Annotated in this window: 28 protein-coding genes and 1 tRNA gene; 16 read left to right on the top strand and 13 right to left on the bottom strand. The window is 42.4% G+C overall.

Annotation, left to right across the window (positions count from 1 at the left end):
• Window positions 1-49 precede the first annotated feature (49 nt).
• The 5 genes from F9K23_07985 to F9K23_07965 form a co-directional block, all read right to left on the bottom strand.
• The gene (locus F9K23_07985; GenBank protein ID KAB2916534.1) at window positions 50-1,498 is read right to left on the bottom strand and encodes a hypothetical protein; all 1,449 of its coding nucleotides are present in this window, start codon (window positions 1,496-1,498) and stop codon (window positions 50-52) included.
• Window positions 1,499-1,563: 65 nt separating this feature from the next.
• The gene (gene glmS, locus F9K23_07980; GenBank protein ID KAB2916533.1) at window positions 1,564-3,402 is read right to left on the bottom strand and encodes a glutamine--fructose-6-phosphate transaminase (isomerizing); all 1,839 of its coding nucleotides are present in this window, start codon (window positions 3,400-3,402) and stop codon (window positions 1,564-1,566) included.
• 51 nt (window positions 3,403-3,453) lie between these two features.
• Window positions 3,454-4,500, bottom strand: a complete 1,047-nt coding sequence (gene aroF / locus F9K23_07975) for a 3-deoxy-7-phosphoheptulonate synthase (GenBank protein ID KAB2916532.1) — start codon at window positions 4,498-4,500, stop codon at window positions 3,454-3,456.
• The gene (locus tag F9K23_07970) at window positions 4,501-5,829 is read right to left on the bottom strand and encodes a DUF4270 domain-containing protein (protein KAB2916531.1); all 1,329 of its coding nucleotides are present in this window, start codon (window positions 5,827-5,829) and stop codon (window positions 4,501-4,503) included.
• A gap of 3 nt (window positions 5,830-5,832) precedes the next feature.
• Entirely contained in the window at window positions 5,833-6,651 is an 819-nt protein-coding gene (locus F9K23_07965; protein ID KAB2916530.1) for a starch synthase, read from the bottom strand.
• 87 nt (window positions 6,652-6,738) lie between these two features.
• On the opposite strand from F9K23_07965, the gene F9K23_07960 reads away from it, so the two are divergent.
• The gene (locus F9K23_07960) at window positions 6,739-7,584 is read left to right on the top strand and encodes a pantoate--beta-alanine ligase (GenBank protein KAB2916529.1); all 846 of its coding nucleotides are present in this window, start codon (window positions 6,739-6,741) and stop codon (window positions 7,582-7,584) included.
• Here F9K23_07960 and F9K23_07955 read toward each other — a convergent pair.
• Window positions 7,581-8,051 (bottom strand): hypothetical protein, encoded by a 471-nt coding sequence (locus tag F9K23_07955; GenBank protein ID KAB2916528.1) that lies wholly within the window; start codon window positions 8,049-8,051, stop codon window positions 7,581-7,583. The two genes, F9K23_07960 and F9K23_07955, sit on opposite strands and share 4 nt — an antisense overlap.
• A complete protein-coding gene (locus F9K23_07950; GenBank protein KAB2916527.1) occupies window positions 8,048-9,454 on the bottom strand; it encodes a DUF5106 domain-containing protein in 1,407 nt (468 codons plus the stop codon). The genes F9K23_07955 and F9K23_07950 overlap by 4 nt, the downstream gene beginning before the upstream one ends.
• A gap of 233 nt (window positions 9,455-9,687) precedes the next feature.
• Here F9K23_07950 and F9K23_07945 point away from each other — a divergent pair, with 233 nt between their 5' ends.
• Window positions 9,688-12,147: a hypothetical protein gene (locus F9K23_07945; GenBank protein KAB2916526.1), complete on the top strand. Its 2,460-nt coding sequence runs from the start codon at window positions 9,688-9,690 to the stop codon at window positions 12,145-12,147.
• 83 nt (window positions 12,148-12,230) lie between these two features.
• Here the strand turns inward: F9K23_07945 and F9K23_07940 are convergent, their stop codons facing one another.
• A complete protein-coding gene (locus F9K23_07940) occupies window positions 12,231-13,163 on the bottom strand; it encodes a sugar kinase (protein KAB2916525.1) in 933 nt (310 codons plus the stop codon).
• Window positions 13,164-13,300: 137 nt separating this feature from the next.
• Between F9K23_07940 and F9K23_07935 the strand changes: the two genes are divergently transcribed.
• Both F9K23_07935 and F9K23_07930 read left to right on the top strand, forming a co-directional pair.
• A tRNA-Asn gene (locus tag F9K23_07935) sits at window positions 13,301-13,377 on the top strand.
• 263 nt (window positions 13,378-13,640) lie between these two features.
• The gene (locus F9K23_07930) at window positions 13,641-14,234 is read left to right on the top strand and encodes a hypothetical protein (GenBank protein ID KAB2916524.1); all 594 of its coding nucleotides are present in this window, start codon (window positions 13,641-13,643) and stop codon (window positions 14,232-14,234) included.
• Between the two features lie 227 nt (window positions 14,235-14,461).
• Here the strand turns inward: F9K23_07930 and F9K23_07925 are convergent, their stop codons facing one another.
• The 3 genes from F9K23_07925 to F9K23_07915 are packed head-to-tail and all read right to left on the bottom strand — an operon-like array spanning window position 14,462 to window position 16,119.
• Window positions 14,462-14,812: a VOC family protein gene (locus F9K23_07925; protein KAB2916523.1), complete on the bottom strand. Its 351-nt coding sequence runs from the start codon at window positions 14,810-14,812 to the stop codon at window positions 14,462-14,464.
• A 55-nt stretch (window positions 14,813-14,867) separates the two neighbouring features.
• Complete coding sequence (locus F9K23_07920; GenBank protein KAB2916522.1) at window positions 14,868-15,410, bottom strand: hypothetical protein; 543 nt, start codon at window positions 15,408-15,410, stop codon at window positions 14,868-14,870.
• Window positions 15,411-15,432: 22 nt separating this feature from the next.
• Window positions 15,433-16,119, bottom strand: coding sequence for a hypothetical protein (locus F9K23_07915; protein KAB2916521.1), 687 nt, complete (start codon window positions 16,117-16,119; stop codon window positions 15,433-15,435).
• A gap of 42 nt (window positions 16,120-16,161) precedes the next feature.
• Between F9K23_07915 and F9K23_07910 the strand changes: the two genes are divergently transcribed.
• The 4 genes from F9K23_07910 to F9K23_07895 all read left to right on the top strand — a co-directional run bounded on the left by F9K23_07910 (window position 16,162) and on the right by F9K23_07895 (window position 18,515).
• Entirely contained in the window at window positions 16,162-16,683 is a 522-nt protein-coding gene (locus F9K23_07910; protein ID KAB2916520.1) for a GNAT family N-acetyltransferase, read from the top strand.
• A 119-nt stretch (window positions 16,684-16,802) separates the two neighbouring features.
• The gene (locus F9K23_07905; protein ID KAB2916519.1) at window positions 16,803-17,129 is read left to right on the top strand and encodes a winged helix-turn-helix transcriptional regulator; all 327 of its coding nucleotides are present in this window, start codon (window positions 16,803-16,805) and stop codon (window positions 17,127-17,129) included.
• Between the two features lie 6 nt (window positions 17,130-17,135).
• A complete protein-coding gene (locus F9K23_07900) occupies window positions 17,136-17,609 on the top strand; it encodes an SRPBCC domain-containing protein (GenBank protein KAB2916518.1) in 474 nt (157 codons plus the stop codon).
• 102 nt (window positions 17,610-17,711) lie between these two features.
• Window positions 17,712-18,515 (top strand): alpha/beta hydrolase, encoded by an 804-nt coding sequence (locus tag F9K23_07895; protein KAB2916610.1) that lies wholly within the window; start codon window positions 17,712-17,714, stop codon window positions 18,513-18,515.
• Between the two features lie 13 nt (window positions 18,516-18,528).
• On the opposite strand, the gene F9K23_07890 is transcribed toward F9K23_07895, so the two are convergent.
• Window positions 18,529-18,930, bottom strand: coding sequence for a hypothetical protein (locus tag F9K23_07890; GenBank protein KAB2916517.1), 402 nt, complete (start codon window positions 18,928-18,930; stop codon window positions 18,529-18,531).
• A 52-nt stretch (window positions 18,931-18,982) separates the two neighbouring features.
• Entirely contained in the window at window positions 18,983-20,011 is a 1,029-nt protein-coding gene (locus F9K23_07885; GenBank protein ID KAB2916516.1) for a helix-turn-helix domain-containing protein, read from the bottom strand.
• A gap of 59 nt (window positions 20,012-20,070) precedes the next feature.
• Here F9K23_07885 and F9K23_07880 point away from each other — a divergent pair, with 59 nt between their 5' ends.
• From F9K23_07880 to lpxA, 8 genes are all read left to right on the top strand, one after another.
• On the top strand, window positions 20,071-20,499 hold the full coding sequence (locus F9K23_07880; protein KAB2916515.1) for a VOC family protein: 429 nt from the start codon (window positions 20,071-20,073) through the stop codon (window positions 20,497-20,499).
• Between the two features lie 18 nt (window positions 20,500-20,517).
• Complete coding sequence (locus F9K23_07875) at window positions 20,518-20,907, top strand: DoxX family protein (protein ID KAB2916514.1); 390 nt, start codon at window positions 20,518-20,520, stop codon at window positions 20,905-20,907.
• Between the two features lie 37 nt (window positions 20,908-20,944).
• Window positions 20,945-21,469 (top strand): SRPBCC family protein, encoded by a 525-nt coding sequence (locus F9K23_07870; GenBank protein KAB2916513.1) that lies wholly within the window; start codon window positions 20,945-20,947, stop codon window positions 21,467-21,469.
• A gap of 8 nt (window positions 21,470-21,477) precedes the next feature.
• Entirely contained in the window at window positions 21,478-21,696 is a 219-nt protein-coding gene (locus tag F9K23_07865; GenBank protein ID KAB2916512.1) for a DUF4287 domain-containing protein, read from the top strand.
• A 165-nt stretch (window positions 21,697-21,861) separates the two neighbouring features.
• Window positions 21,862-23,082, top strand: a complete 1,221-nt coding sequence (locus tag F9K23_07860; GenBank protein KAB2916511.1) for an HD domain-containing protein — start codon at window positions 21,862-21,864, stop codon at window positions 23,080-23,082.
• A gap of 34 nt (window positions 23,083-23,116) precedes the next feature.
• Entirely contained in the window at window positions 23,117-24,166 is a 1,050-nt protein-coding gene (gene lpxD / locus F9K23_07855; GenBank protein ID KAB2916510.1) for a UDP-3-O-(3-hydroxymyristoyl)glucosamine N-acyltransferase, read from the top strand.
• 83 nt (window positions 24,167-24,249) lie between these two features.
• Complete coding sequence (locus F9K23_07850; protein KAB2916509.1) at window positions 24,250-25,656, top strand: bifunctional UDP-3-O-[3-hydroxymyristoyl] N-acetylglucosamine deacetylase/3-hydroxyacyl-ACP dehydratase; 1,407 nt, start codon at window positions 24,250-24,252, stop codon at window positions 25,654-25,656.
• Between the two features lie 90 nt (window positions 25,657-25,746).
• Entirely contained in the window at window positions 25,747-26,532 is a 786-nt protein-coding gene (gene lpxA / locus F9K23_07845) for an acyl-ACP--UDP-N-acetylglucosamine O-acyltransferase (protein ID KAB2916508.1), read from the top strand.

Genomic DNA, 26,532 nt, shown 5'->3' with positions numbered 1-26,532 from the left:
AAAATTCCCTGTAGGGGTTTCTATACTTTATAGCTGGAAGAAGAAATAACTATTTCTTGTTACGGATTAACTCCAAAACAAAATCCATTTCTGCATCCCTGTTGTTAAGCCAGTCGTCAATAGCAGGCTTGATGACGAAGTCAGGGCGCAATCCTTTTGTGTTTTGCTTGTCTATGGGCATCTCATACCTAACCATTGGAATGGTAACGATGGCTTTTGTGATAGGTAGAATAACCGTTCCCGTTACGCCGCTTGTGTTTCCTTTATAGCTTCCGCCTGCCTCTTCGCCCACAATAGTTCCCAGTTTGTAAGTACGCACAGCAGAGAGTACCTCTGTGCTGGTAGAAGCGCATTTGCCGTTGGTAATAAAAAACACGTTGCCCTTAAAATAATTGGAGCTGCTTTCCTGCACGCCCAATACACTGTGGTTTTTCCATTTATAGCCCCCGTCTTCTTTTACAACTCCCTTGGGGAAGCCCTGAAAAGTTTCGGGAATGTTGTAGTTAATAAAATCAAACAACGTATCCGATGTAAGCCACTGGTTTTTACAATACACAAAAAGTTTAGGCGATAGGTAAGAGAGAAGATTCGCGCCATACTCACTGAGGCCGCCGGCGTTGTTGCGTAAGTCTATCACAAGGTTTTTGTATTCATGAACTCTGCTTAGTACAAAAAAGCTATCTAAAAACCTGTTGTAATCAATCCCGGCATTGTCCATCAAATCTTTACGAAAGCTGCGTATGGTTAGCACCACCGTATTTAGCTCCTTGTTAACAGAGCATTCAATGGGAGGTAGTTTTTTGTTTAAAGCATTCCGTTTAGTATCTAATTGTGTTTTAGTAATGCCCTTTACGATAGTGATATCGGCTTCCTCTTTGCTTTTTTGCAAGCAGGTAACTTCATATTGTGCCGCGCTTTCTTTAATGGCAAACGAGTAGTAATAATAAAACCCTGTTTTGAGGACGTTTTTTATGCGCGATAAATTACCGCCGTCAGTAGGGATGGCAAGGGATATTTGCTCAAAAATCTTGCTGATTGGGACTCCATCGATTTCCAGTATTTCTGTCCCAAAATCTAAGATGGCATTATCACTATAATTTTGGTACACATAGTATTTTCCGTCGGCTTCAAATAGGTTAAAAGGAAGTAAAAGGGCGTTTTGCTGCCACCAGTTTTCATGGGCTTCGGAAAAATCTATCGAAGTATGCGAGCAGCCGATTGGAAAAGTAAGCAACACTGCTTTTCGTAAGAACTCGGTTTCAGTTAATGAGTCACTGCGAAGTATGGTTTCTCTAATAGTTTCTTTCCAGTCGTCAAATTTATTTGTGTCAACGTGCCAATATAACCCGGGGTGTGCCTTCTCAAGAGCGGTTGACATATAGTCAAAGTCTTGCACAAGTTGCCTTGCAGCAAATTTTTTATCGGGATTAAACGATTGGGATAAACCGGTTATGGTTACTAAGAATATCAGGTATGATAAAAGAGCCTTTAACTTCATAAAACTATAATGCCGTTGTAATTTATACAATTACAACGGCATTCAGGGTCAAATAAGTTTATCTATTACTCTACCGTTACCGATTTTGCAAGGTTACGGGGTTGGTCAACGTTGCGTTCAAGCATTACGGCAATGTTGTATGCCAACAGCTGTAACGGAACAATAGCTAACAAGGGAAGGAAATACTCTTGGCAATCAGGGATGTAAATCACATGGTCGGCCATTGTTTTTATGTGGTCGTCTCCTTCGGTTGCAATAGCAATTACACGGCCTTTACGGGCTTTCACCTCTTGTATGTTGCTCACTACTTTTTCGTAGTTGCTGTGTTGTGTAGCAATTACTACCACCGGCATTTCTTCGTCAATCAACGCAATCGGTCCGTGCTTCATTTCAGCAGCAGGGTAGCCTTCGGCGTGTATGTACGATATTTCTTTTAGTTTAAGCGCACCTTCAAGAGCTACAGGGAAACCAAATCCACGGCCTAGGTATAAGAAGTTTTTAGCGTCTTTAAACTCACCGGCAATGTATTTAATCTGTGCAGCGGTATTGTCAAGTATTTGCTGGATTTTATCAGGAATAGTTTCCATCTCAAACGAGATTTTACGGAAGTTTTCCTCGCTGATAGTGCCTTTGCGTTTTGCAACGGCCAATGCTATAAGGGCTAGTGCTGTAACCTGTGCAGTAAATGCTTTGGTTGATGCCACCCCAATTTCAGGGCCGGCGTGTGTATAGGCTCCTGCATCAGTAGTACGGGGAATTGATGAGCCTACCACGTTGCAAATACCAAAAATGGTTGCTCCGCGAGACTTGGCTAGTTCAATTGCAGCCAACGTGTCGGCTGTTTCGCCCGATTGAGATACAGCAATTACAAAATCACCTTCGCCTACAATAGGATTACGGTAGCGGAATTCTGAGGCATATTCAACCTCAACAGGAATGCGGGCAATTTCTTCAAACAAATACTCGCCCACAATACCGGCAATCCATGATGTGCCGCAGCCCACAATTATAATACGCTTCAAATTCACCAGCTTATCCATGTACTCGGTTACACCGGCCATATGTATGCTGTTGTCAGAAACGCTTATGCGTCCGCGGAAACTATCGCGGATAGAGCGGGGTTGCTCGTAAATTTCTTTAATCATAAAGTGGTCGTAACCGCCTTTTTCAATTTGCTCAAGATTCATCTCAAGCTCTTGTATGTAAGGGGTTTTCACCGCATTATCGATGGTTTTTATCGTTAGCTCATTGTTTTTAATAATGGCAATCTCACCATCGTTCAGGTAAATAACGTTTTTGGTGTATTCAATCAAAGGCGCGGCATCAGAAGCAATAAAGTGTTCGTTATCGCCAATACCCAATACCATCGGGCTGCCTTTGCGTGCACCAATCAAAAAATTAGGCTCGTCTTTGTTCACAATAACTATAGCGTAGGCCCCAACCACTTCGCTAAGTCCAAGGCGAACAGCTTCCTCAAAAGCACAATCCGTTTTTTGTTGTATTTCTTCAATAAGGTGTATTAGCACCTCAGTATCAGTCTCGCTTTTAAACTCATGTCCGCGAGACATCAGTTCTTTTTTCAGTGAAGAATAGTTCTCGATAATGCCATTATGAATAATGGCCATGTTACCCCTTTGCGAAACGTGCGGGTGGGCATTAACATCATTAGGCTCGCCGTGTGTGGCCCAGCGAGTATGACCTATACCAATGTTACCCGTAATGTCTTCGTTCTTTACAGTTTCTTCAAGTTCACTAACCTTCCCCTTTTTCTTAAAAATTTTAAGGTCGTGATTAAGCAGCGCTACGCCTGAGCTGTCGTAGCCCCTGTACTCTAAGCGCTTTAGTCCTTTAATAAGGATAGGATAGGCCTCTCTGGGACCTATGTAACCAACAATACCACACATAAAAATAACGAATTAAAAAAAACGATTTAAGGTGCTTATAAACGCCCTTGTTTAACGAGAGCGTAAATTTACAGTTTGCATTTCAAAATCAAAAGGACGGTTATTTAAGCGGCTAATATTTCGCAGTTGATGAAGTAATTCTTCAAACTGTGCGAAGTTTACCGATTGGTGTCCGTCTGATAGTGCATTGTCAGGGTCGTTGTGGGTTTCAATCATCAAACCGTCACTGCCAACAGCAATCGCTGCTACCGACATTGGTGCGATAAGTTTTGAAAGCCCCGTTCCCTGGCTTGGGTCAACAATCACCGGCAGGTGCGATAGCTCTTTAACCAGTGCCACAGCCGATAGGTCTAATGTATTCCTCGTTGCTGTTTCAAATGTACGTATTCCGCGCTCACACAATATTACTTTTTCGTTACCGCCAAGCAATATGTGTTCGGCTGCAAGTAGCCACTCCTCAATAGTAGCACTTAAGCCGCGTTTTAATAAAACGGGCTTATCAACTTTGCCCAGCCCATTCAAAAACTGGTAGTTGTGCATATTACGTGTCCCTACTTGCAAAATATCGGCGTATTCCAACACCTCGTCAAGCAATGAGTAGTCCAATACTTCAGTAACAACTTTCATATCAAACTCATTGGCAACTTTGCGCAACAACTCAAGCCCTTGTTTTTTCATTCCCTGAAAAGAGTAGGGCGAGGTGCGGGGTTTGTACGCTCCGCCGCGCAAAAATTTAACTCCGTTTTTTGAAAGAAACGAAGCGATATCATACAACTGCTGCTCGCTTTCAACGGCGCACGGTCCGGCTATCAGCACGGGGTATTCTCCGCCAATTTCAAGCGAACCGGTTTTAACCACCGTAGAGTTCTTTTTCCATTTGCGGCTGGCAAGCTGGTAAGAAGTACCTATTTGGGTGATTTTTGAAACCGTTTTAAGGCTTTGCAAGTATTGTATCTGTGTATCGTTTATGTATGAAACAATAACATACACAGGGTTTGAAGGGATGGGTGCAAAGTGGTATGCAAGCCCTTCTGCCTTCAAAAAGTCTTCAACGGTTGGGCAGCCTTCTGCCAAATGATTGCTTAATTCTACTAACACTTATCGTACTTTTATTACATGCAGCCTTAGCTTTATGCCCCTCTCAATACCCTTGCGGGTATCCAGTGTAAGATGGCCTGCGGTAATAGGATTATCTGAAGGTATCCTCAAATAAAAACCCTTGTTATAGTTTATACCGTGGTTGCGGTTTTCGTTTACCACGTATTGCAGGTGTCTAGGGATATTAAAGGTGTACTGCTGCCTGTCGCTATTGTATTTTCCGTCAAACAAATCTGCCTCACTAATTGCATCTGCTACCAGCGATACTTCATCGGTTGAGTCTCTAAATAGTAACAACAGTCGTGTTGGTGCATCAAAACCCGCGCCAATTCCTAACGCATTTGACGAAACGGTTAAATTTGCTCCAACAATCGCATACCTGCTGTCTTTTGCAAAATTATCAAGCCCCGGAATTTGTATTAAAACACGGGTTCCTGCCATCGATTGCAAGTAACACTCGTCGTAATTAGCGCCCACGGTAAACTGTGTTTGGGCACTAGTACCTGCAAAGTTATGGTTAAATAAGTTGGCAAATGCTGAGTTGTCTTTATTTATAGGGAACAACACCTGCTGGGTATCGTTGTAGTACACACGTATGCCCGAGATGCCCGAAGTAAGGTTCATATAAGCAGCAGCACCGTCGTCTTGCGGCAATGTGCTGTTATCAGCCTCTACTCGTATTCCCCTGATAAAGTCTTGAAAAGCGGTATTGGTAGCAAAGTTTGCAGCCGCACCGTTTATAATTTTAGTTCCAAAAGAAGCATTGTTCAACTTCAAACGCAGTTGAGGCCCTTCTTTGGTTGTAGTTCCGTTAAAAGTAATGCTCACACTGTCTTTAACATTTAACTTGGTAGAAAGTGTGCCGATGGGAGCAGGATTATAAGAAATATTTCGTCGCGAATAGTATTGAGAGTCTGGGCTCAAAACCTCGCTCACCTCGTAAGCATTAAGGGTGATGGGGGTGTTTGGGTTACCTTGAAAATTATCCTCGCCTGAATAAGACATCACTATAAACACAGAGTCGATAGTGCTGCCTGCCGGAAACGTAAAGTTGCTTGATGAAGGAAGCGTGAAGTTTACAGCAATGCCGGCGGTAGATTTTCCGTACACAGTGCTGTTAAGTGCTCCCAAAATTTGCAACGAAAGATTGCTGGTGGCAAATGAATCTTCGGGTAAGGTGCGCGTAAAAAGCGTAAAGGTATCAATAACCATTACCTCTGGGCTGGTTCCCGTATTAAGCCCTAATTTTTCATCGTCGCTTTTGCACGAAAAAAGGGTGGTGGCGCAGATGAGCGCCGCCACCCCCCAATAAAATCCTGTTTTTTTCAAGTGTTAATTGTTACTTGATAATATTTCGTCGTAGAAACGTAAATAATTGTCTGCATATTGTTGGTCGTCGTCGTGGGTTAGCACGGGGCGCTCCAACTTACTAATGGTGCTTTCCACCTCTGGGTCAATATTTCCTCCGGCCCTAACTACAGCGTCCGCGTGTGTAATGGCACCAAGGTATAGGCCGTTGCAAGAGCCGTTATCATAACAGGCCATTTGCTCAGGTTCAATATTGTTAAGGCTAGCTTTGCGGGCGAAATCTTCGCCTAGGTTTTCCTGAAACTCTTTTTCAAAAATGCTGTAAATAACTTTTGAGTTTTTAAATACAGGCTCGTTTTTGTAAATGGTTTTCAGGTAAAGAGGGATAAGACTGGTCATCCAGCCTTGGCAGTGAATAATGTCGGGTGCCCAACCTAATTTTTTAACGGTTTCAAGTGCACCTTTGCAAAAAAAGATGGTGCGCTCATCGTTATCAGGGAAAAACTGGTTTTCCTCGTTATGATAAAGCGCTTTGCGGTGAAAGTACTCTTCGTTGTCTAGAAAATACACTTGCATTTTGGCATCGGGTAGTGAAGCTACCTTGATAATCAACGGGTTGTCGTTATCGTCGATGGTGATGTTGATGCCCGAGAGGCGTACTACCTCGTGCAAGCGGTTGCGGCGCTCATTAATCAAGCCAAAACGAGGGACAAGAACCCTAATTTCGTTGTCTTTTTCTTGAATGGCTTGTGGAAGCAGGCGTGCAATTTCTGAGACTGATGATGTGCTTGTCAGAAAAGGGCTCATTTCTGATGAAACGAACAGAACTTTTTTTCTTCCCATATTGCAGTAAAAATGTGTTTGCAAAGTTACTTAAAATAATCCAATATTGCCAATTTTCCACAAAATGATGTTAATAGCTGTAAGTGCGTGATTATCTTTACTAAAATATCTCAAATCAATAAATTTTTAACCGCTATCGCGCAAAAAGGCAGCAGTATTGGCTTTGTTCCTACCATGGGTGCTTTGCACGAGGGGCATCTTACATTAATCAGAAAGGCTAACGAAGAAAATGATGTTTCAGTATGCAGCATTTTTGTTAACCCTACGCAGTTTAATAACCCCGAAGACCTTAAAAAGTATCCCCGCCTGATTGAAAAAGACATTTTGCTGCTTGAAAAGAGCGGCTGCAATGTGCTTTTTTATCCCAATGCCGACGAGATGTACGGAAAAGACGAGGGCCTGCTAAACGTAGATTTATTGGGTATTGATAAACGACTGGAGGGTGAACACCGCCCTGGCCACTTTAACGGTGTAGCAACTATTGTTAAAAAGCTGTTTGATGCGGTAGCACCCCACAAAGCGTACTTTGGGCAAAAGGATTATCAGCAGGTGTTGGTGGTGAAAACGATGGTGAAACAACTGAATGTGCCTGTTGAGATAGTTGCCGTACCGACTGTGCGTGAAGAAAGCGGATTGGCTATGAGCTCACGGAATTTGAGGTTGACGGATGAGGAAAGAGAGAATGCTGCCGAAATATACAGGGTGTTGGTGTGGGCAAAAGAACACCTTAGCAAGCTGGAAGCCGTTGAGATTGAAAAAGTAGGAGGGGAGAGGCTGGCAAAAATTCCCGGAGCTGAGGTTGAATATTTTGAACTGGCGGACGGTGAAACCCTTGCCCCGCTGGTTGAATACAAAACGGGTCAAAAAGTAGTGGCGTTAACCGCCGTTCAGGTGGGTGCTGTGCGCCTTATCGATAATATGGAGATTGCCTAAAACTCTTTGAAAACGTTGGTAGTGGTTAAAAACTCCATAAAGTACCAATTGCCGTTGTAACGCAAGGCAGAAACTGCCAACTCAACTGTTTTGTTGTTGATGCTCATGTAAATACTCATTGCCCATGGAGCTTCATCGCTGCCCCAAGGGTTTTCGGTATGCAAACTATCATAGTGCAGTTGTTTAAGGTCGATTTTCTTCTCCTTTGCTTTGCCCAGCAACGATTCAAAATCACTTTTCAGTTTTTCGTTGCCGCTGGTTTTTTCCTTTATCTGTTCATCAGTAAGGGTTTTTGCTTCGGCATACAAGGCTTTGTAAACCTCGGGTGAGGCGACTAGCTTTTTCAGGTCTTCAATGTCGCCGCTTTGCAGGGCTTGCATTATTCCTTTACTCAACGCTGTAGAATCTTGGGCATTGGCTGCAGCCAAAATAAACAGCGATACAACGGTTAAAAACAGCTTTTTCATGGTGTTAACTTAGCTTTAAGAATCTTCTCAAGGTTTTGTACATCAATCTTTTTGTACAAAATGGTTTTATTCTCATTCAACACTATAATAACAGGGGTTGTTCTTACATCAAAATCAGCTCTTACATCGCTACTTATGTCGCTATGGTGAAGGTTTATCCAAGTAATGCCCTCGTCGGCACTGTATTTTTGCCACTTTTCTTTATCCAAGCCCACCTCTACTGAGTACACCATCATACCACTATCTTTATAAGTAGCGTAAACGTTTTTCATTTCCTTCACCTCCCGCTTGCAATGGCCGCAATCCGATTCCCAAAATAGCAGCACCGTATATTTTGCCTTCACGTTATACATCGAAGGGGTGGCATACGTTTCGGTTTTGGCCTTTATATCGGCCGCCTTTTTACCGCATAAACACGGCGAAAGCATATTAACATTATCAATTATCTTTTTTTTGTTTTCGGCCTCTACCCAATCAGCCAAGCCTGTTTCGTAGTATTTTTTTGCCAGCTTTACATACACGGCATCAAAGCAAACGGTTTTGGAGGCTGCGTAGTAGTTTAAAAACCAAGTGACGTTATACTTAAAGAATTCGCGGTTGTTTTTTCCCAACTGTATTATGAGGTCGGCAGATACAAATGCCGAATCGTAATGAGATACCGTTAGGTTATCCATGTATTCTTTTATGCGCTGATGATAAATAGGTGTGTAAATAAGCCCCGGAAAATTAAAGTCAAAGTCATCCCAAAAACGAGCACGGTAATAGTAGAACCTTTCATTGTCATCCGTTATTGTTTCCGGGATAGTAGGCCTGCGGGAAGCCAAAAGAAGTTTTGAAATCATCTTACCCTTAAAATCCGCTATTATCTTGTTTTGATAGGTTTCTACTTCCGCATCTATTAAAACCAGCTTTTTGTCAATATCATCCGCATCGGCTTTTTTGGCAGGGTCTTTCAGGTAAATCTCTTTCAGCTTGTTTAAGGGTTCAGTCTCTTCCCGTTTTTGTTTGATAAACAAGTTATAGGCAAACAGGCGGCTGTTTTGTGGTGATTTCTCTGCCTTTAGTGTCTCTGTATATTTAGCTACTGAGAGTGTTTTGTCGGCAACATAGTCTGCCTCTACTGAGAAAAACTGCTCTTCTACCAAAATCTCAAAGTAGGTTTCGTTTTCTAAGAAAACGATATACACACCTGTTGGCAGGGCTGTATCGCCTTTAAAAACAATTTGGCCTTTATCGTCTGTAATTCCTTCTTGTTTAATGTATTGCTTATCGCCATAGTAATAGGCAAGCTTTATTGAGCCCGAAGGAAATCCGTTAATTTTAACTTTTATGTTGTAGGCTTCTTTTGCCCACGAAAAGCTGAATAAACAAATAAAAACCCAAAACAGCAGCCATTTTTTCATACCGACAAATTACAAAAAAGTTTAATGCCTCCCATCGCCCAAAAGTAAAAGGCAGAGGTTTTGAGCTTGCCCCAAACCCTTACCTGATGGTTTGTCAGCCCTCTTTCACGCCAAAGGGAAGAAAAAATTGAGACAAAACAGAGATTTAGGAAGAGGGTAAACACACCCCTTGCAAATAGTTAGGAAGGGGTACGTCAAATTCATATTTTTGTCGATTACACAATCATAACAGCATGAAGAAAATAGTACTCTCGTTTTTCACCCTGTTTGTCGTTACGGCCGCAAGCGCACAGCAAGATTTTGTGTGCCACCCCCACGATGATAAGCTGGCACCCCGTGAGCATCCCGTTGATATTACTCGCATGAAGGTAGAAGTGTCTTTTGAACCTGAGAAAAAACTGGTAAAAGGCAAGGTTACCCATACTTTTATCCCGTTACGCAGCGTGGTTGATTCTATCTTTTTTGATGCGCCAGGAATAAAAATACAATCGGCACAACTGAACGGTAAGGACGTTAAGTTTACTACCAATAGCGACGGTGTTACCGTTTTCCCAAGCCCCGCTTTAGCATACAGCAAAGACAATAAAGCCTACGACTTGGTGTTTGTGTACGAAGCAACTCCAAAACGCGGTATTTATTTTATTGGTTGGGACCAACCCGAAGACCCTACTAATACTAACCCGTGGAGAATACGCAGGCAAGTATGGACACAAGGACAGGGCATAGACAACCGCCACTGGATACCCATGTACGACGATGCCAACGATAAGTTTATTACCGAGACCGTTGTGACGTTTGATAAGAAATACAAAGTGCTTTCGAACGGAAACAAACTGACTGAAAAAGACAACGGGAATAACACTAAAACGTGGCATTATGCTATGACTAAGCCCCATGCAGGTTACCTGTTAATGTTAGGTATTGGTGAGTATGAAATCCGTCAAAGTAAAACATCAAGGGGAACACCTCTTTACTTTTGGTACTATCCTGATTTGAAAGAGTGGGTAGAACCTACCTACCGCTATACCGAAAAGATGTTTGACTTGCTGGAAAAAGAAACCGGCATCCCTTATCCTTGGGAAAGCTATGCCGAGATTATGGTGCAAGACTTTTTGTACGGTGCAATGGAAAACACCACGGCCACCATCTTTGGCGATTTCTTTTATGTAGATAACCGAGCTTTCTTAGACCGTAACTATGTAGGTGTAAACTGCCACGAGCTCACCCACCAGTGGTTCGGCGATTATATCACCCACCGCAGCCACAGCGAAATGTGGTTGCACGAAAGTTACGCTACCTATTACCCAAAACTATGGGTGCTTCGTGAAGAAGGCGTAGCCCCTTACCAATGGGCGTTGAAAAGTGAAATGGACAGGGCGTTGGATGCCGGCAAAAAAGACAGCTATCCGGTACGTCACTCAATGGGTGGTTCAGCAAGGATGTACCCCAAAGGCTCTGTAATTATCGGGATGTTGAAAGACGAGCTAGGTGAAGCTGATTTTAACCGTGCCTTAAACCATTACTTAACCAAACACGCCTATAAAAACGTTGAAACCAACGATTTATACCAAGCAATACAAGACGTTTTAGGACTTTCGCCCTCGTGGTTTTTTGAGCAATGGTTATACAAAGGCGGAGAACCCCACTACAGCGTGAAGTGGGAAGATTTGAAACTTGAGGGTGGAAACGGACGACGTACTACCCGCGTTCACGTGAAACAAATACACCGCCAAACCGATGTGATTGGTTTGTTTAAAATGCACTTTGATATTGAAGTGTATTACCAAAACGGCACCCATACCCGCCAACGTGTTTGGGTAGAGAAAGAAGACGAAACGTTTGACATACCCAATGCCAATAACGACGAGGTGGCTTTTGTGGTGTTTGATGCGGGTAACAAGGTGCTGAAAAATCTTACCTATACGCGTTCTTACAACGAGTTGGAACGACAAGCACTGGGAGCAAATGAGCCTATTGACCGCTATTTGGCGTTGCTTGAGCTGAAGACTACCGATATTGAAAAGAAACGTGCGTTGCTGCATAAGGTAATAGACGAGGCTGCTTTTTACGGTCTCCGTGCTGAAGCTGCTGCCCAGTTGGCAAACGATACTGCAAGCCCCAAACACATTGTAAAAGCATTAAAAGATGCAAACGTTAATGTGCGCAAAGCAACCGTTAGCGCCATGAACAAAGTGCCTTTTGAGTTATTGTTTGAGGTGGAGGCGTTGCTAAAAGACTCATCGTACGTGGTGATTGAAACAGTTTTTGACAAATTGTGCAAAGACTATCCCGATTTGCGAGAACGCTTTTTAGAGGCAACTAAAGATGTTTTGGGGATGAACAATGCCATGCGCATTAAATGGCTTGAAGCTGCGGGCAGCATGGTGGCCACTGCCAAACCCGAATACTGGATGCAATTAACAGCATTTGCCGGGCCGGGGTATGAATTCCGTACAAGGTTGAATGCGTTTGAAGCTTTGAAACGCCTGAACCTGTTTAATCAAAACGTGTTTAACAATCTTTTAGATGCCGCTGCTGCTCAAAACAGCCGTTTGGCAGGCCCTGCATATAGCACGCTTGAGTTTTTCATCAAGCAGTCGCAAAACAAGGCCAACGCGAAATTCTTTTTAAGCCTTGCCCCTCAAACCGGCAAAAAGGCTGAACTGGTAAAACAATTGGGGATAGTAGATTAACGCTTAGGGCTAGCATTGGCCTAAAATAAAAATCCCCCGAAAGTACTCTTTCGGGGGATTTTATGTTTTATAGCCGGTACAGCTTACGCAGTTTCAACCAGCTCAATATCAAATTGAGACAGGTTTTTAAATTGCTGTACGCGGTCGTTAATCTCTTTTTGGCTAAGGTTTACCAAACGTTCAGTTCCGAACTTCTCTACGCAGAAAGAAGCCATCGCTGAAGCATAAATAATAGCGCGTTTCATGTTCTCAAAGCTCACGTCTTCAGTTTGGCTTAAATAACCGATAAAACCACCCGCAAAGGTATCGCCTGCACCTGTTGGGTCAAAAACATCTTCAAGCGGCAATGCAGGGGCAAAAAACACTTCGTTTTGGTGGAACAATAAGGCACCGTGCTCTCCTTTTTTGATAATCAAAAACTGAGGGCCCATCGCCATTATCTTTTTTGCAGCTTTCACTAACGAGTATTCGCCTGAAAGTTCGCGGGCTTCTTCGTCGTTAATAGTCAATACGTCCACCATTTTCAACGTTTGGCGCAAATCATCCATTGCAATCTGCATCCAAAAGTTCATAGTGTCCATAACAATCAATCGAGGACGTTTTGCCAAACGGTTAATTACCGTTTCCTGCACCTTTGGGGTAAGGTTACCCAACATCAAAAACTCACAGTTTTGGTAGCTTTCAGGAATAATAGGGTCAAAATCACCCAATACGTTCAACTCAGTAACCAGCGTATCGCGGCTGTTCATGTCGTTGTGGTACTTTCCGCTCCAAAAAAACGATTTCTCGCCTTGCTTAATCTGCAAACCGTCAGTATTAATACCGTGTTGTTGCATCATCGCAATATCAGTTTTGGGAAAATCTTCGCCCACCACGGCCACTAAGTTAACATCTTTGGTAAAATAGGAAGCACTAAGGCTGATATAGGTAGCCGCACCACCAATAATTTTGTCGGTTTTGCCAAATGGCGTTTCGATGGCATCAAATGCTACTGAGCCGATTACAAGTAAACTCATCAGATTTTTTAAAAATTTTTTATGCAAATATTGCGTTTTTAAATCTTAAATCCTATCATTGCAGTCCTTTTTTGAAAGGACAACCGGTAACAAACCTTGATAAGCCAAAGGCTGGCAAGGAGCGTTAAACAAAAAATTCCTCGATAGCTCAGCCGGTTAGAGCACCTGACTGTTAATCAGGGGGTCGCTGGTTCGAGTCCAGCTCGGGGAGCCAAAATCAAAGCCATCTCAGTTCGGGATGGCTTTTTTGTTTATGTTGGTTTAGGTAGCCAAGAAACATCTATTGCCTGTGTATAGTAACATAAGTTTCGTAAATTTGTAATATGAAAATGTCTCTAAAGGTTAATAAGCGAGTTGATTCTTATCTTAAAAGGATGGAAGAGGCTATGCCCGAAATAAAGAGGCAAATTGAGGTTTACGAGAAAAATATCCAATCCGGCAAATTGATTAAGCCAAAAATTGCCCCTCAATTTAATAATGCCTAAACCCGTTTTGTTGGTAATTGCCGGATGCAACGGTGCCGGGAAATCTTCCTTTTCAAAATTACTTTCTCCCTCCGGTCTTGTTCCCTTTGATTATGACTTGCACTTTCTGAAGTTTTATGAAGGAATTATTGAGTCTGAACTGCGCGAGACGATGGCTCATAATATGGCTTTTGAAGAATTAGAAAATCAGATAAAGAACGCTATTTTAGCAAATAAGGATTTTTGTTACGAAACTAATTTTAACCATACTCCTTTACATTGGCCAAAACTTTTTAAAGACAATGGCTATGAACTTCGGATGGTGTTTTTTTCATTAAACTCAATTGAGGAGGCGAAAAGGAGGGTTGCTATAAGGGTTCAAAATGGCGGGCACTTTGTGCCTGATTATGAAATCGAAAAAAGGTACTATGAAGGTTTTTACAACTTAAACTTGAACTACAAGTTTTTTGATTCTATTGATTTGTTTGATACATCCGTTTATGGTTCCGAACCAAGCTATGTTTTTTCAATTGAAAACGGGCAATTAATCCTACCTAAAACGTTGCCAAAGTATTTAGAAAAATTATTACCCGATATATTAGTTTAATCAGTACCGAATTTATTTGGGACGGTTAGAGTCCAGCTCGGGGAGCAAAAATCAAAGCCATCTCAGTTCGGGATGGCTTTTTTGTTTTAAGGTTGTCGCCTCATAATGTCTGACTTTTTACCACGGATTTAAATCCGTGGCTTTTATAATTACGGTTTGCGAACGGACTTAAGTCCGTTCGCAAACCGTAATTTCGACAGAATAGGGTTTCAACCCTATTTGAAATTTTACAACGGTTCCCCAAAAGTCAATAAATTATTGTCCGGATCAAGTAACGCAAACTCCTTTTGCCCCCAAGGTTTCACTTGTAAAAGGCCGTTTGGGTGTATGCGGACTTTTTCATCCAGCAACGTTTGGTAAAAGGCACTAATGTTATCCAATCGTATATAAACCTGCCCGTAGTTTTCAGCAGGATTAAGGTCTTTAAACTCAAAAAAGTGAATTTCAACCGAGTCTTTCTTAACCATCAGGTAGCCGTCGTAATCTCCCAACTCTTCAAAGCCAAGTCGGTCTAAATAGTAAGCTTTGGTTGCGCTTTTATCGCGCATGGGCAGTTTAGGGCAAATAGCTGTTAACATAGTTTTGTTGTAAATAGTTTGAAAATATAAGGGATTTATCGTTGAGGCATATCAATCAGTATCTGTCTTTCTTCAATGCCTTCAAAATCTCCTTTGCTTTAATCCCGAACGAAACCTTGGTTTTGTCCACTTGGTCTTCAATGCAGGTAATTAACTCATTCTTTAAGTCGGGAAACTCTTTGGTTAAACCAAACAATACCTCCATAGCGTGCGTTTTTACCGAAACACTCGTCGCTGGGTCGATTAGCCAGTCAAATAACAGGTTAATGGCATCCCCCTTGTTCTCTTGAGGCACACCGGCAATTCGCCAATATTTAACAAACGAGTAAGTAAAATCCTTAATGCTGGTTTGTTTCCTGCGTTCAAACAAATACGGCAAAACAGCAAGCAGAGCTGTTGATTTATACATGCCGATTTCGCTCAAGAACCAAGAAAAGCGCAACGCGGTGGTTCGGTCTTGGTACAAAAACAGGTCGCAAAGCTCTTTTATGTCTATCTCCTCATCAACAATTTGCGCAATCCACAACGTCCGTTGCTGTAGTGTGCTTGACTTCAGTGATTGCTTGAGCGTATTTATGAATAGTGTATTCGCTTTCACCGAGGATGTTGTTAGGTAAAAATTAGCGTGTTTTTAAATCGGCAACTATACTTTCCAAATTCACAAGTTCTTCTTCATCTACTGATATACCGATACTTCCAGTCTTAGTCTTTACAGTAAGACTATATCTGTTGCCCCATTCGTATTTTGTTAGTTCATAGTCGTTTACTAACCAATACAAACAAAACTCCATTTCACTCTTAGATTTTTCGTCGGTTTCTTTTTCAATAGCAGTCTTTAGCTTTTCTTCAAAGTACACTAAATCATTACGGCCTATTACATCGGCTGTTTTTCGCCTCACCACTGCACTTTTATCTTCCAACCCCTTTTCTAAAACAGCATCCATAACAGGTTTTACAGGTTCATACAACATATTAAGGACGATGTTTTTCCGCACAGTGGCAGAGCGGTGTTCGCTCAGTTTCAAAAACAAATCCCCTGCCCTGTTATCGCAAAACGATAGCGAACACATCAGCTTTCCCGAATAATGACACATTACCCTAATGTCTGTTCTTTGCAGGGCCTCCTCAAAAAGGGCAAGGTCGGCATCCGTAAGTTGCCTGCTGCTTTGGATGTGGTAAGCCGTCTCAATCAGTTTGTCCAGCAACGGTTTTTCGCCAATCGTTTTTTTGGTTAAATAACGGGTTTCTATGCTTTTTCTCTCCTCAATGCTTTCAGTCAACTCAAAATCGTAGCAATCTACTTTCATTTAATATCAATTTGGTGTTACAAAGTACTAATTTTCGGCACTATGACACCCGTTTTTGAAACTGTTAAAGTCACTATTCAAGATATTGCCCAATTGCAAACCATCAGCCGGCAAACGTTTATTGAGGCATTTTGGGAAACGAACGATGCCGAGTACATGAATCAATATCTGGATAAGAGTTTTAGCTTGGAGGCTCTTAGTAAAGAACTACAAAACAATAATTCGGATTTTTATTTTGCTAAACTTGACGAAAGGGTTGTCGGGTATTTGAAGTTGAATACTGGGCAAGCACAAACCGACATTAAAGACGGTGATGCGCTTGAAATTGAGCGGATATATGTAGTTAAAGATTTTTATGGTAAAGCTGCAGGTCAACTGCTTATTGACTTTGCTGTTAGCAGCGCGCTGAAAATGCAATGTAAGTACATTTGGCTGGGGGTTTGGGAGGAAAACCCGCGTGCTATTCGCTTTTATGAGAAGAACGGATTTGTAGCGTTTGGCAGCCATCCGTTTTGGTTAGGCGATGATAAACAAACCGATATCTTGATGAAAAAACCGCTCTGACAACGCTAAAACAAGGTAAAACAAACGCCTTAACATCTCTTTTAGATTTTTGAAAAATTCTTATTGCGCAAGCAAATACTTGCGTATATATTTGCAAGCAGATACTTGCATATTGAGTAATGGAAATCAGAAGAGATGTTTTTCAGGCAATTGCCGACCCTACCCGCAGGCAAATTATTAACATGATTGCCGGCGAGCCATTGAACCTAAACACCATAGCCGAAAAGTTTGATGTGAGCCGGCAGGCCATTTCGTTGCACATAAAAATATTGAACGAGTGCGGTTTAATAAACATTAAGCAGCACGGCAGGGAGCGCTATTGTGAGGCAAAGCTGGAAAAGCTGGAGGAGGTAACGGATTGGGTGGAACAATCGACCAAATTATGGAAACAGAAGTTTACTAAGCTGGATACGTTTTTACAAACCGTACAAAACAAAGACCAATAACAAACGATGGAAAAGGAAGTTAGCATAACACAGTTTTTTGATGCACCAAGAGAATTGGTTTTTAAAGCGTGGACAGACGCCGAGTGGCTGCCCCAATGGCACGCCCCTGATAATTGTACCATACAGTTTAAGCACTTGGATGTGCGGGTGGGCGGATATTTCCACTCGTGTGTAAATAACCCGGAATACGGCGAGTGCTGGGCCTTGGGAATGTATAAAGAAATCATTTACCCTGAAAAACTGGTGTATACGTTATCGGTAGCGGATGAAGAGGGCAACTTAACCGACCCGCAAAGTGCCGGCATGAACCCCGATTGGCCTGCCGAAACTCTTGTTACTGTTACGTTTACTGAACAAAACGGTAAAACAAAAATGGTACTGACCCAAACGGTAAACGAGGCATTGGCCAAAGAAACAGGGGCATACCCAAGCTGGCTGCAAATGTTTGAGCGTCTTAACCTACGCATCGTAAATAACTAACACACTATGAAAACAAATTATCTGCAAATAGCGTGGGTGATACTCACGCTGCTGTGTGTCGCATGCAAATCAACACACACAACAAAACCAATGATTGAAACTATGAAAACTGAAAATACAGTAGTAAGCGGATATGCGCCGCTAAATGGATTTAAGATGTATTACGAAGTAAGGGGCGAAGGAGGTGTACCCCTGGTACTGATACACGGCGGCGGCTCTACCATTGAAAGTACATTTGGGCGAGTGATTGACAGTTTTGCGAAGACTAGAAAAGTAATAGCCATGGAGCTGCAAAGCCACGGACATACTGAAGACATAGACCGACCGCTAAGTTTTGAGCAAGATGCCGATGATGTGGCCGCGCTTTTGCAATACCTGAAAATTGATAATGCCGACTTTTTTGGCTTTAGCAACGGGGGAACAACTACGCTTCAAATAGCTATCCGCCACCCCAAGTTGGTGCGCAAAGCTGTGGTTGCTTCGGCCATATACCGTCGCGACGGCACTTTTCCGCAGTTTTGGGATTTTATGAAACAGGCCAAACAAAGCCCGATGCCTGTGGAATTACAAGAGGCGTATAAAAAAGCAGCGCCCGATACGGCCAATCTTAAACAACTGCACTATAAATGTGTAGACCGGGTACTTGGTTTTGAAGATATACCCGACGAAGCTATAAAAACCATACAAGCCCCAACGATGGTAGTGATTTCTGATGCCGACGTTGCAACACCTGAGCACGCAGCAGCATTATACCGCTTATTGCCGCACGGTAGTATTGCAATATTTCCTGGCGGCCACGGAGAGTATATCGGTGAGGTGTGCACGCTTAGCAGCGGTGCAAATACTTATATGGGAACCGTAAAAATTATAGAGACTTTTTTAGACAAGCCTTTGCCGGCTAAATAAAACAAAGTGCTGCTTACTGGCTGTTCTTCTCTAAAGCTATGCGAAGGGTAAGAACAAACAATACAACAGTAACCGGCACAAACAGCGCGCGCTCAATTGCCGATGTTGATGCAACATTGCCCAGTATGCCAAAGAAATACATAACCGGCAACAGCCAAGCAACAATGTCGGCAGTTTTGCCAAGGCGGGGTAAGAAACGACGGGCTTTTACCAGCACTATAATCAAACAAAAAAGGTTAATCAGAATAGAAACCAATTCAAAAACTACCATTTGTTCACGGCTTTCAAGCCGGCCGCCCCAAACAATAGTGTATGGCGCTACGCCAAGCAATATAAAAAGGTTAAACAAAGTAACCAGCAATAAAATAATTACGGTTGCAGTAACGGCTGTTTTAAAAGAAATGAATCGCTTCATGTTTTTTGCAATAACGCAAAGATACTACTGTTTAAGTTTTGTAATGGATTAGCTAGCCGTTGTTAAACTTATTCCGGTAATCGTTGGGGGTCATGCCTGTAATGCGCTTAAAAACCTCACGGAAGGCTTGCACGTCAGAGTAGCCAACATCCAGCATTATTTCAGCAATTGATTTACGGCCAATTTCCAGTTGTTTCTTGGCCCCCTCAATTTTTACCCGTTGTATGTATTCAGTAACCGTATTGCGGGTGGCTTTTTTAAACCTGCGTTCAAATGTCCGTCGGCTCATGCTGAATTTATCAGCCAAAAAATCCACCGTATATTTTTCCTGATACGAACGCTCAATAAACTCTTGCACGTGTTTAATGCCTTCGTCCTCGTGGTCTTTCAATCCCTGAAAAATAATAAACGGCGATTGGTTGTTCTTATCCAAATCAATCACAAAATACTTGGCCGTACGTATGGCAATCTCGCGGTTGGTGTATTTCTCCACCAAGTGCAGCAGCAAATTCCAGTAGGCATTACTTCCCCCGCTTGAGTATAGACCGTTTTGGTCGGTAATTACCTTTTCATCCACTACCTCAACCGTCGGGTAATAGTGTTTCAGCTCATTGGCGTATTGCCAGTGCGTGGTACATTGTCGCCCCTTTAATACCCCTGAAAATGCTAACAAAAAAGCACCTGTACACAGGCTGGCCACTTCCGCTCCGTTCTTGTATTGTTGGGCAATCCAATGGGCAAACTCTTTGTTCATGTGGGTACTGCTCATCATATCACCCAACATTGAAGGGATAATGATAAGGTCGCTAATTCCGGCCTCATGCAGCACCAAATCAGGTTGCACAACAAACAACCCGTTGTTAATCTTCACTTCGTTGGCAAGGCCTACTAATTGCACCTTAAACAAAGGCGGTTTACCCGCCTCAGCTAAAAAGTCGTTTACCTTGCTAAATACATAACGGGCATCGGCCACCGAGGCCAACACTGCATTTCTAAGGGTTAATATGGATATGGTTATCGTAATAATGCTACAAAAGTAGTCCGCAATTTTGACGCAATCAACCACCCTATAATGCCGCATTTACACACCCTAACTTTGGTTTTAAGCCAATAATTTTGCCTCTACAAAACAACACAAATATGTTAAGCACAAATCCTTACCTGCATTTTATGGGCAATACCGAAGAAGCCATGACTTTTTACAAATCGGTATTCGGCGGCAAGTTCACCATCTTTCAGCGCTATAAAGATGTGCCCGGAGGGGAGAAAATGCCCCCCGAGGCTCAGGAAAAACTAATACACGTTTCGCTGGAGATGAATAATGGCGTGGTGATAATGGCAACGGATATGCTTGAAATAATGGAGCAAAAATTTATCGTTGGCAACAACTTTCATATTTGTGTACAAGGCGAGAGTGAAACCGAGATAGAAACATTGTTTGCAAAACTATCGGCAGACGGCAGAGTTGAAATGCCACTTAATAAAACATTTTGGGGAGCATACTTTGGGATGCTGCAGGATAAATACGGCATTTTTTGGATGCTGAATTATAGCAACCCCCAACATTAATCACAAACTTTTAAAACTATGAAAACAACTACAACAAAAACCCTGTATTGGGTGTTTACCATCTTTTTCGCAATTTTATTGCTGCTTGATGCAATTGGCGGCATTACCCGCCAAGAGGGAGGGCAAGAAGTAATGAGACATTTAGGCTACCCTATGTATTTGCTAAGTATTGCCGGTTTTGCAAAGCTGCTGGCGGTTATTGCCTTGTTGCAAAACAAATTTATTACCCTTAAAGAGTGGGCCTTTGCAGGCATTACCATCAACTTTATCGGGGCTTTTGCATCACGTGCGTTTGTGGGCGACGGTTTTTTCGAAACAGCCTTCCCGCTTATTGCTTTAGGCGTAATGTTCATTCCTTACTTTTTGTGGAAACGACTAATGCACATTAAACAATTTTTAAGCGCGTAAATAATTGTATATTACTCTATAATAAACACTAACTGCCATGACTATTGTTATAATTATTGTTGCCATAATAGCACTGCCTTTTGTGCTGGCCTTGTTTACCAAAAAAAGCTACTCAATAGAGAGAAGCATTTTAATTAACCGCCCCGTGAATGTTGTTTTTGATTACCTGAAACACATAAAAAACCAAGACCAGTTTAGCAAATGGGTGCAAATGGACCCCAACATGAAAAAGGAGTACAGAGGTACCGATGGTACTGTGGGTTTTGTGTATGCTTGGAACGGGAACAAACAAGCGGGCGAAGGTGAGCAAGAGATAAAAGGCATTGTAGAAAACAGGAAACTGGATATTGAAGTGACTTTTATTCGTCCGTTTGCAGCAGTGGCAAAAACCCCATTTACAACTGAGGCTGTTGAAGTGAACGAAACCAGAGTAACGTGGGGAATGTCAAGCTCAATGAATTACCCTATGAATATTATGCTGCTGTTTATGAACATGGAGAAATTGCTGGGCAAGGATTTAGAATTCAGCCTGCAACAATTAAAGGATAAACTAGAAAACTAATAACCGCTATGTCGTTTCAAGCAGACCTTGATAATATTGAAGCCAAAACAGGTAAAACCACTGCCGACTTTAAGAAAATAGCCGAAGAAAAAGGCTTTATGAAAGAAGGAGAATTGAACCCAAGTACCAAAGCAGGAGAAATAGTAGCATGGCTTAAAGCCGATTTTGGCTTGGGGCACGGACACGCAATGGCAATTTATGCCGCGTTTAAGGGCAAAACCGAGTAGACTTAGCAAGCAAAACACCATCGGTAGTGATTTAATCAGTAAAAATAATCGTAACTCCTGCCTAAGCCTGCTTTGGGCGGGAGTTAACTTTTTTTAACAAACCATTACCAAGCAAAAACAACCACCGTTTGCATACACATTTGCGTAGCTTTGCAGCTACTTTTAATGACAAATAAAAAGAAGATAATAAACGACCCCTTGTATGGTTTTCTTACCATACCCTACGGTTGGTTGTTTGATTTAATTGAGCATCCGTACTTTCAGCGGTTGCGCCGCATAAAACAATTGGGCATGAGCCACTTGGTATATCCCGGGGCCTTGCACACCCGTTACCACCACGCTTTAGGCGCCCTTAAGCTTACTCTTGAGGCCATAGAAAATCTTAGATTTAAGGACGTAGAAATTACCGATGCCGAAGCAGAGGCTACCTGCGCCGCTATTCTTTTGCACGACATAGGCCACGGGCCTTTTTCGCACGCACTTGAAGAAGCCATCGTAAAGGGCGTTCACCACGAAGAAATATCGTTGCTGTTTATGCAGCGATTGAATGAAGAGTTTAACGGCAAACTTACCCTTGCCATTGAGGTGTTTAAGGGCACTTACCACAAAGGATTCTTGCACCAACTGGTAAGCAGCCAGTTAGACATGGACCGCATGGATTATCTGATGCGCGACAGTTTTTATACCGGAGTTTCAGAAGGGGTGATAGGTGCCGACCGTATTATAAAAATGCTGAACGTGGCCAACGGCAGTTTGGTGGTAGAAGAAAAAGGCATTTACTCTATTGAAAAGTTTTTGGTAGCCCGCAGGCTTATGTATTGGCAAGTGTATTTGCACAAAACGGTGGTTGCGGCTGAAATTCAATTGCTGCTTTTGCTAAAACGAGCTAAGGAATTGGTTATGAAAGGAGAGCAGTTATTTGCAACTCCAGCATTTAACCACTTCTTATCACAAAACATCAGTAACGAGAACTTCTTTACAGATAAAAATAACTTAGAGCAATATGCGCTGTTGGATGATTTTGATATTACCGCATCGGTAAAAGTATGGATGCAGCACCCTGATGAAACACTTTCATACCTTTCAAAAAGTCTTATCAACCGCAGGTTGCCCAAAATTATTTTTCAGAACACTGCGTTTAGCGTTGACGAGATTAATAAAGTAAAAGAAGAAGTTAAACAACATAAAGGAATAACAGACAACGAAATAAACTACTACGTTTTTTCAGGTTCAGTACATAATAATGCCTACAGTGACACCCAAGTAAGTATTAATATTTTGCAGAAAAACGGAGAAGTGAACGACGTGAGCAAGGTGAGTGATAACTACAGCATTTCATCAATGAGTCGCGACGTAGAGAAATTTTATTTGTGTTATCCTAAATAGTATTATTTTAGCTGATTATTTTCACCCACACACAATGGTTATAACCGTAGAAGAAATAAGGGAGATGTTCGGTGGTGAAATTGAAGGCGATGCAAGCGCCGAGATTTTCACAGTGAGCAAGATTGAACAGGGAACAAAGGGGGCTTTAACTTTTTTGGCAAATCCTAAGTACGAAGCCTATCTATACGATACTAAGGCTACGGCCGTTTTAATCAACAAAAATTTTAAGCCTGCAAAAGAGGTTGCCGTTACCATGATTAAGGTTGACGACCCCTACATTGCTTTTACGCAGGTTTTGAGCAAATACTTTAACCCCGACCAACACAAATCGGGCATTGAGCAACCTTGCTACATTTCTGAAAATTCTAAAATTGGTGCAAACCCATACATTGGTGCCTTTGCATACATAGGCAAAAACGTAACCATTGGCGATAATGTAAAAATATATCCCAATGCCTATGTGGGAGATAATGTGCACATCGGTGATAACACCATCCTGTTTTCAGGCGTAAAAATATACTCATACTGCGTTATCGGCGCCAATTGCACCCTGCATGCCGGCACTGTTATCGGGTCTGACGGGTTTGGATACGCACCACAAGGCGACGGCACTTACATGAAAATACCCCAAACGGGTAATGTAATTATTGAGGACAACGTTGAGATTGGCTCAAACTGCTCAATAGACCGTGCAACCATGGGTAGCACCATTATTAAAAAAGGTGCAAAACTTGATAACCTTATACAAATAGCCCACAACGTTGAGATTGGCGAAAACACTGCCATAGCAGCGCAAACAGGCATTTCGGGCAGTACCAAACTAGGCAAATATTGCGTGGTAGCCGGTCAGGTTGGTTTTGCCGGCCACTTGCAAATAGCCGATGGTTCACAATTTGGCGCGCAAGCAGGTATTGGCAAAAGCATTACCGATAAAAATAAACAATGGCACGGGTCTCCGGCTATTGACTTGAAAGGTTGGCTAAAATCGCAGGTTATGTTCCGTAACCTCCCCGACTTAGAAAAGAAAATCAACCAGCTTGAGAAGATTATTGCACAACTTGACGTGCACGAAAGCAAACAATAATTTAAAGCGGCTGCATTAAAAAAGGGCTATCTTTGCCCCGCATTTTGACAACCATACGGTTGCCGACTGATTAAATTACAACGATGAACGAAAAACAAACTACTATAAAGGGTCCCGTAAAGGTGTCTGGCATTGGTCTGCATACAGGCAAAATGGTGAACATGACTTTTTTACCAGCCCCTGAAAATCACGGTATTAAGTTTCAAAGGGTTGACCTACCTGAGCAACCAATAATTGATGCTGACGTTGACCTAGTGGTAGATACTTCACGCGGAACTACGCTTGAGTTTAATGGTGCTCGTGTAGCCACCGTTGAGCATGCTATGGCAGCTTTGGCCGGTTTAGAAATTGACAATTGCGTTGTGCAGTTAGACGGTCCCGAAGTTCCTATTTTAGACGGTAGTGCCGAGATTTTCGTAAACGAGATATTATTAATAGGTATACAGCAACAAGAAGCTGAACGTGAATATTTTACCCTTCCGCAAAACGTATCGTTTTTAGAGCCTGACAAAGGTGTAGAAATGATAGCCATGCCTGTGGATGATTACCGCCTAACGGTAATGGTAGATTATAACTCGCCTATATTGGGCAGCCAACACGCATCGGTAACCAGCCTTAAAGAGTTTAGGAAAGAGGTTGCCAGCAGCCGTACTTTTTGCTTTTTGCACGAGTTGGAAATGTTGTTGAGCCAAAACCTTATTAAAGGTGGCGACCTTAGCAACGCTATTGTAATAGTTGATAAGCATGTAGGCGAAGAAGAACTTGCCCACCTTGCACAACTATTTAATAAGCCAAAAGTTGAGGTGAAGAAAGAAGGTATTTTGAATAACGTTGACCTACGTTTTCAAAACGAGCCTGCGCGCCACAAACTGCTTGATTTGATTGGCGACCTTGCCCTAATAGGTATGCCGCTAAAAGCACAAATTATGGCCGCACGTCCCGGACACGCCGCTAACGTTGCTTTTGGTAAAAAAATCAAACAACTGATTAAGAAAAAGAAAAGCCTTGCGGGTGTTCCTGTTTACGACCCGAATAAAAAACCCGTGTATGATATCAATGATATCACAAGGTTTTTGCCTCATAAATTCCCTTTCTTGTTTGTTGATAAGGTAATGGAAATTAGCGCTACCCATGTGTTGGCAGTTAAAAACGTTACCGGCGACGAATATTACTTCCAAGGGCATTTCCCCGGCAACCCAATTATGCCCGGCGTATTGCAAATTGAAGCAATGGCGCAAGCAGGCGGTGTTTTGATTTTGAGCCGTGTGCCCGATCCTGAAAACTACAGCACCTACTTTGTGAAGATAGAAAGCGTGAAGTTTAAAGAGAAAGTAGTGCCCGGTGATACACTGGTAATGCGTCTTGATCTTATTGCTCCTGTTCGCAGGGGGCTTTGTCTGATGAAAGGACAAGCATACGTTGGCGATAAGTTGGTAACTGAAGCCGAATTGATGGCTCAGATTGTGAAAGACAAAAACCTCAATAATTAACGTTTCATACGAATAAATGAAGCTTTCGTGGGTAAGATTTTGATAAAACAATAAATACCCCGTTAATTTGCCCAATAACTATACGCCCTGATGATACAGCCCCTTTCATACGTGAACCCGCAGGCTAAAATTGCCGATAACGTTGTAATAGACCCGTTTGTAACCATTGACAAGAATGTAGAAATTGGTGAGGGAACGTGGATAGGCCCCAACGTTACCATTATGGAGGGTGCGCGTATCGGAAAAAACTGTAAAATTTTCCCCGGAGCGGTTATCTCAGCAATTCCTCAAGATTTAAAATTTCATGGCGAAGAGAGCCTTGTAATCATAGGCGATAATACCACCATACGCGAATGTGCCACTATTAACAGGGGTACTGAAGCTGCCGGAAAAACCGTTATTGGCCAAAACAGCCTGATAATGGCCTACGTTCACGTAGCCCACGATTGTAATATTGGTAACAACGTAATTTTGGGTAACTCGGTGCAATTGGCCGGACACATTAATATTGGCGATTACGCCATTATTAGCGGACTTTCAGCCGTGCACCAGTTTGTAAACATCGGTCAACACGCTATGATTTCAGGTGGTTCATTGGTTCGTAAAGACGTTCCTCCCTATACCAAAGCAGCTCGTGAGCCTCTTTCGTACGAAGGGATTAACTCTATCGGCTTGCGTCGTCGCGGTTTCACTACCGAAAAGATTAACGAGATACAGGAAATTTACCGCATCATCTATCTACGTGGCTACAACAACTCAAAAGCAATGGCTTTTATTGAGGGTGAAATGCCGGCTACTAAAGAACGTGATGAAATTATCAGCTTTATCCGCGATTCTGACCGCGGTATCATGAAGGGCTATAACTATAACCGCTAA

The organism is Bacteroidota bacterium, from assembly GCA_008933805.1.
Taxonomy (GTDB): domain Bacteria; phylum Bacteroidota; class Bacteroidia; order UBA8524; family UBA8524; genus SB11.
This window is presented reverse-complemented; position numbering and strand designations above follow the sequence as displayed.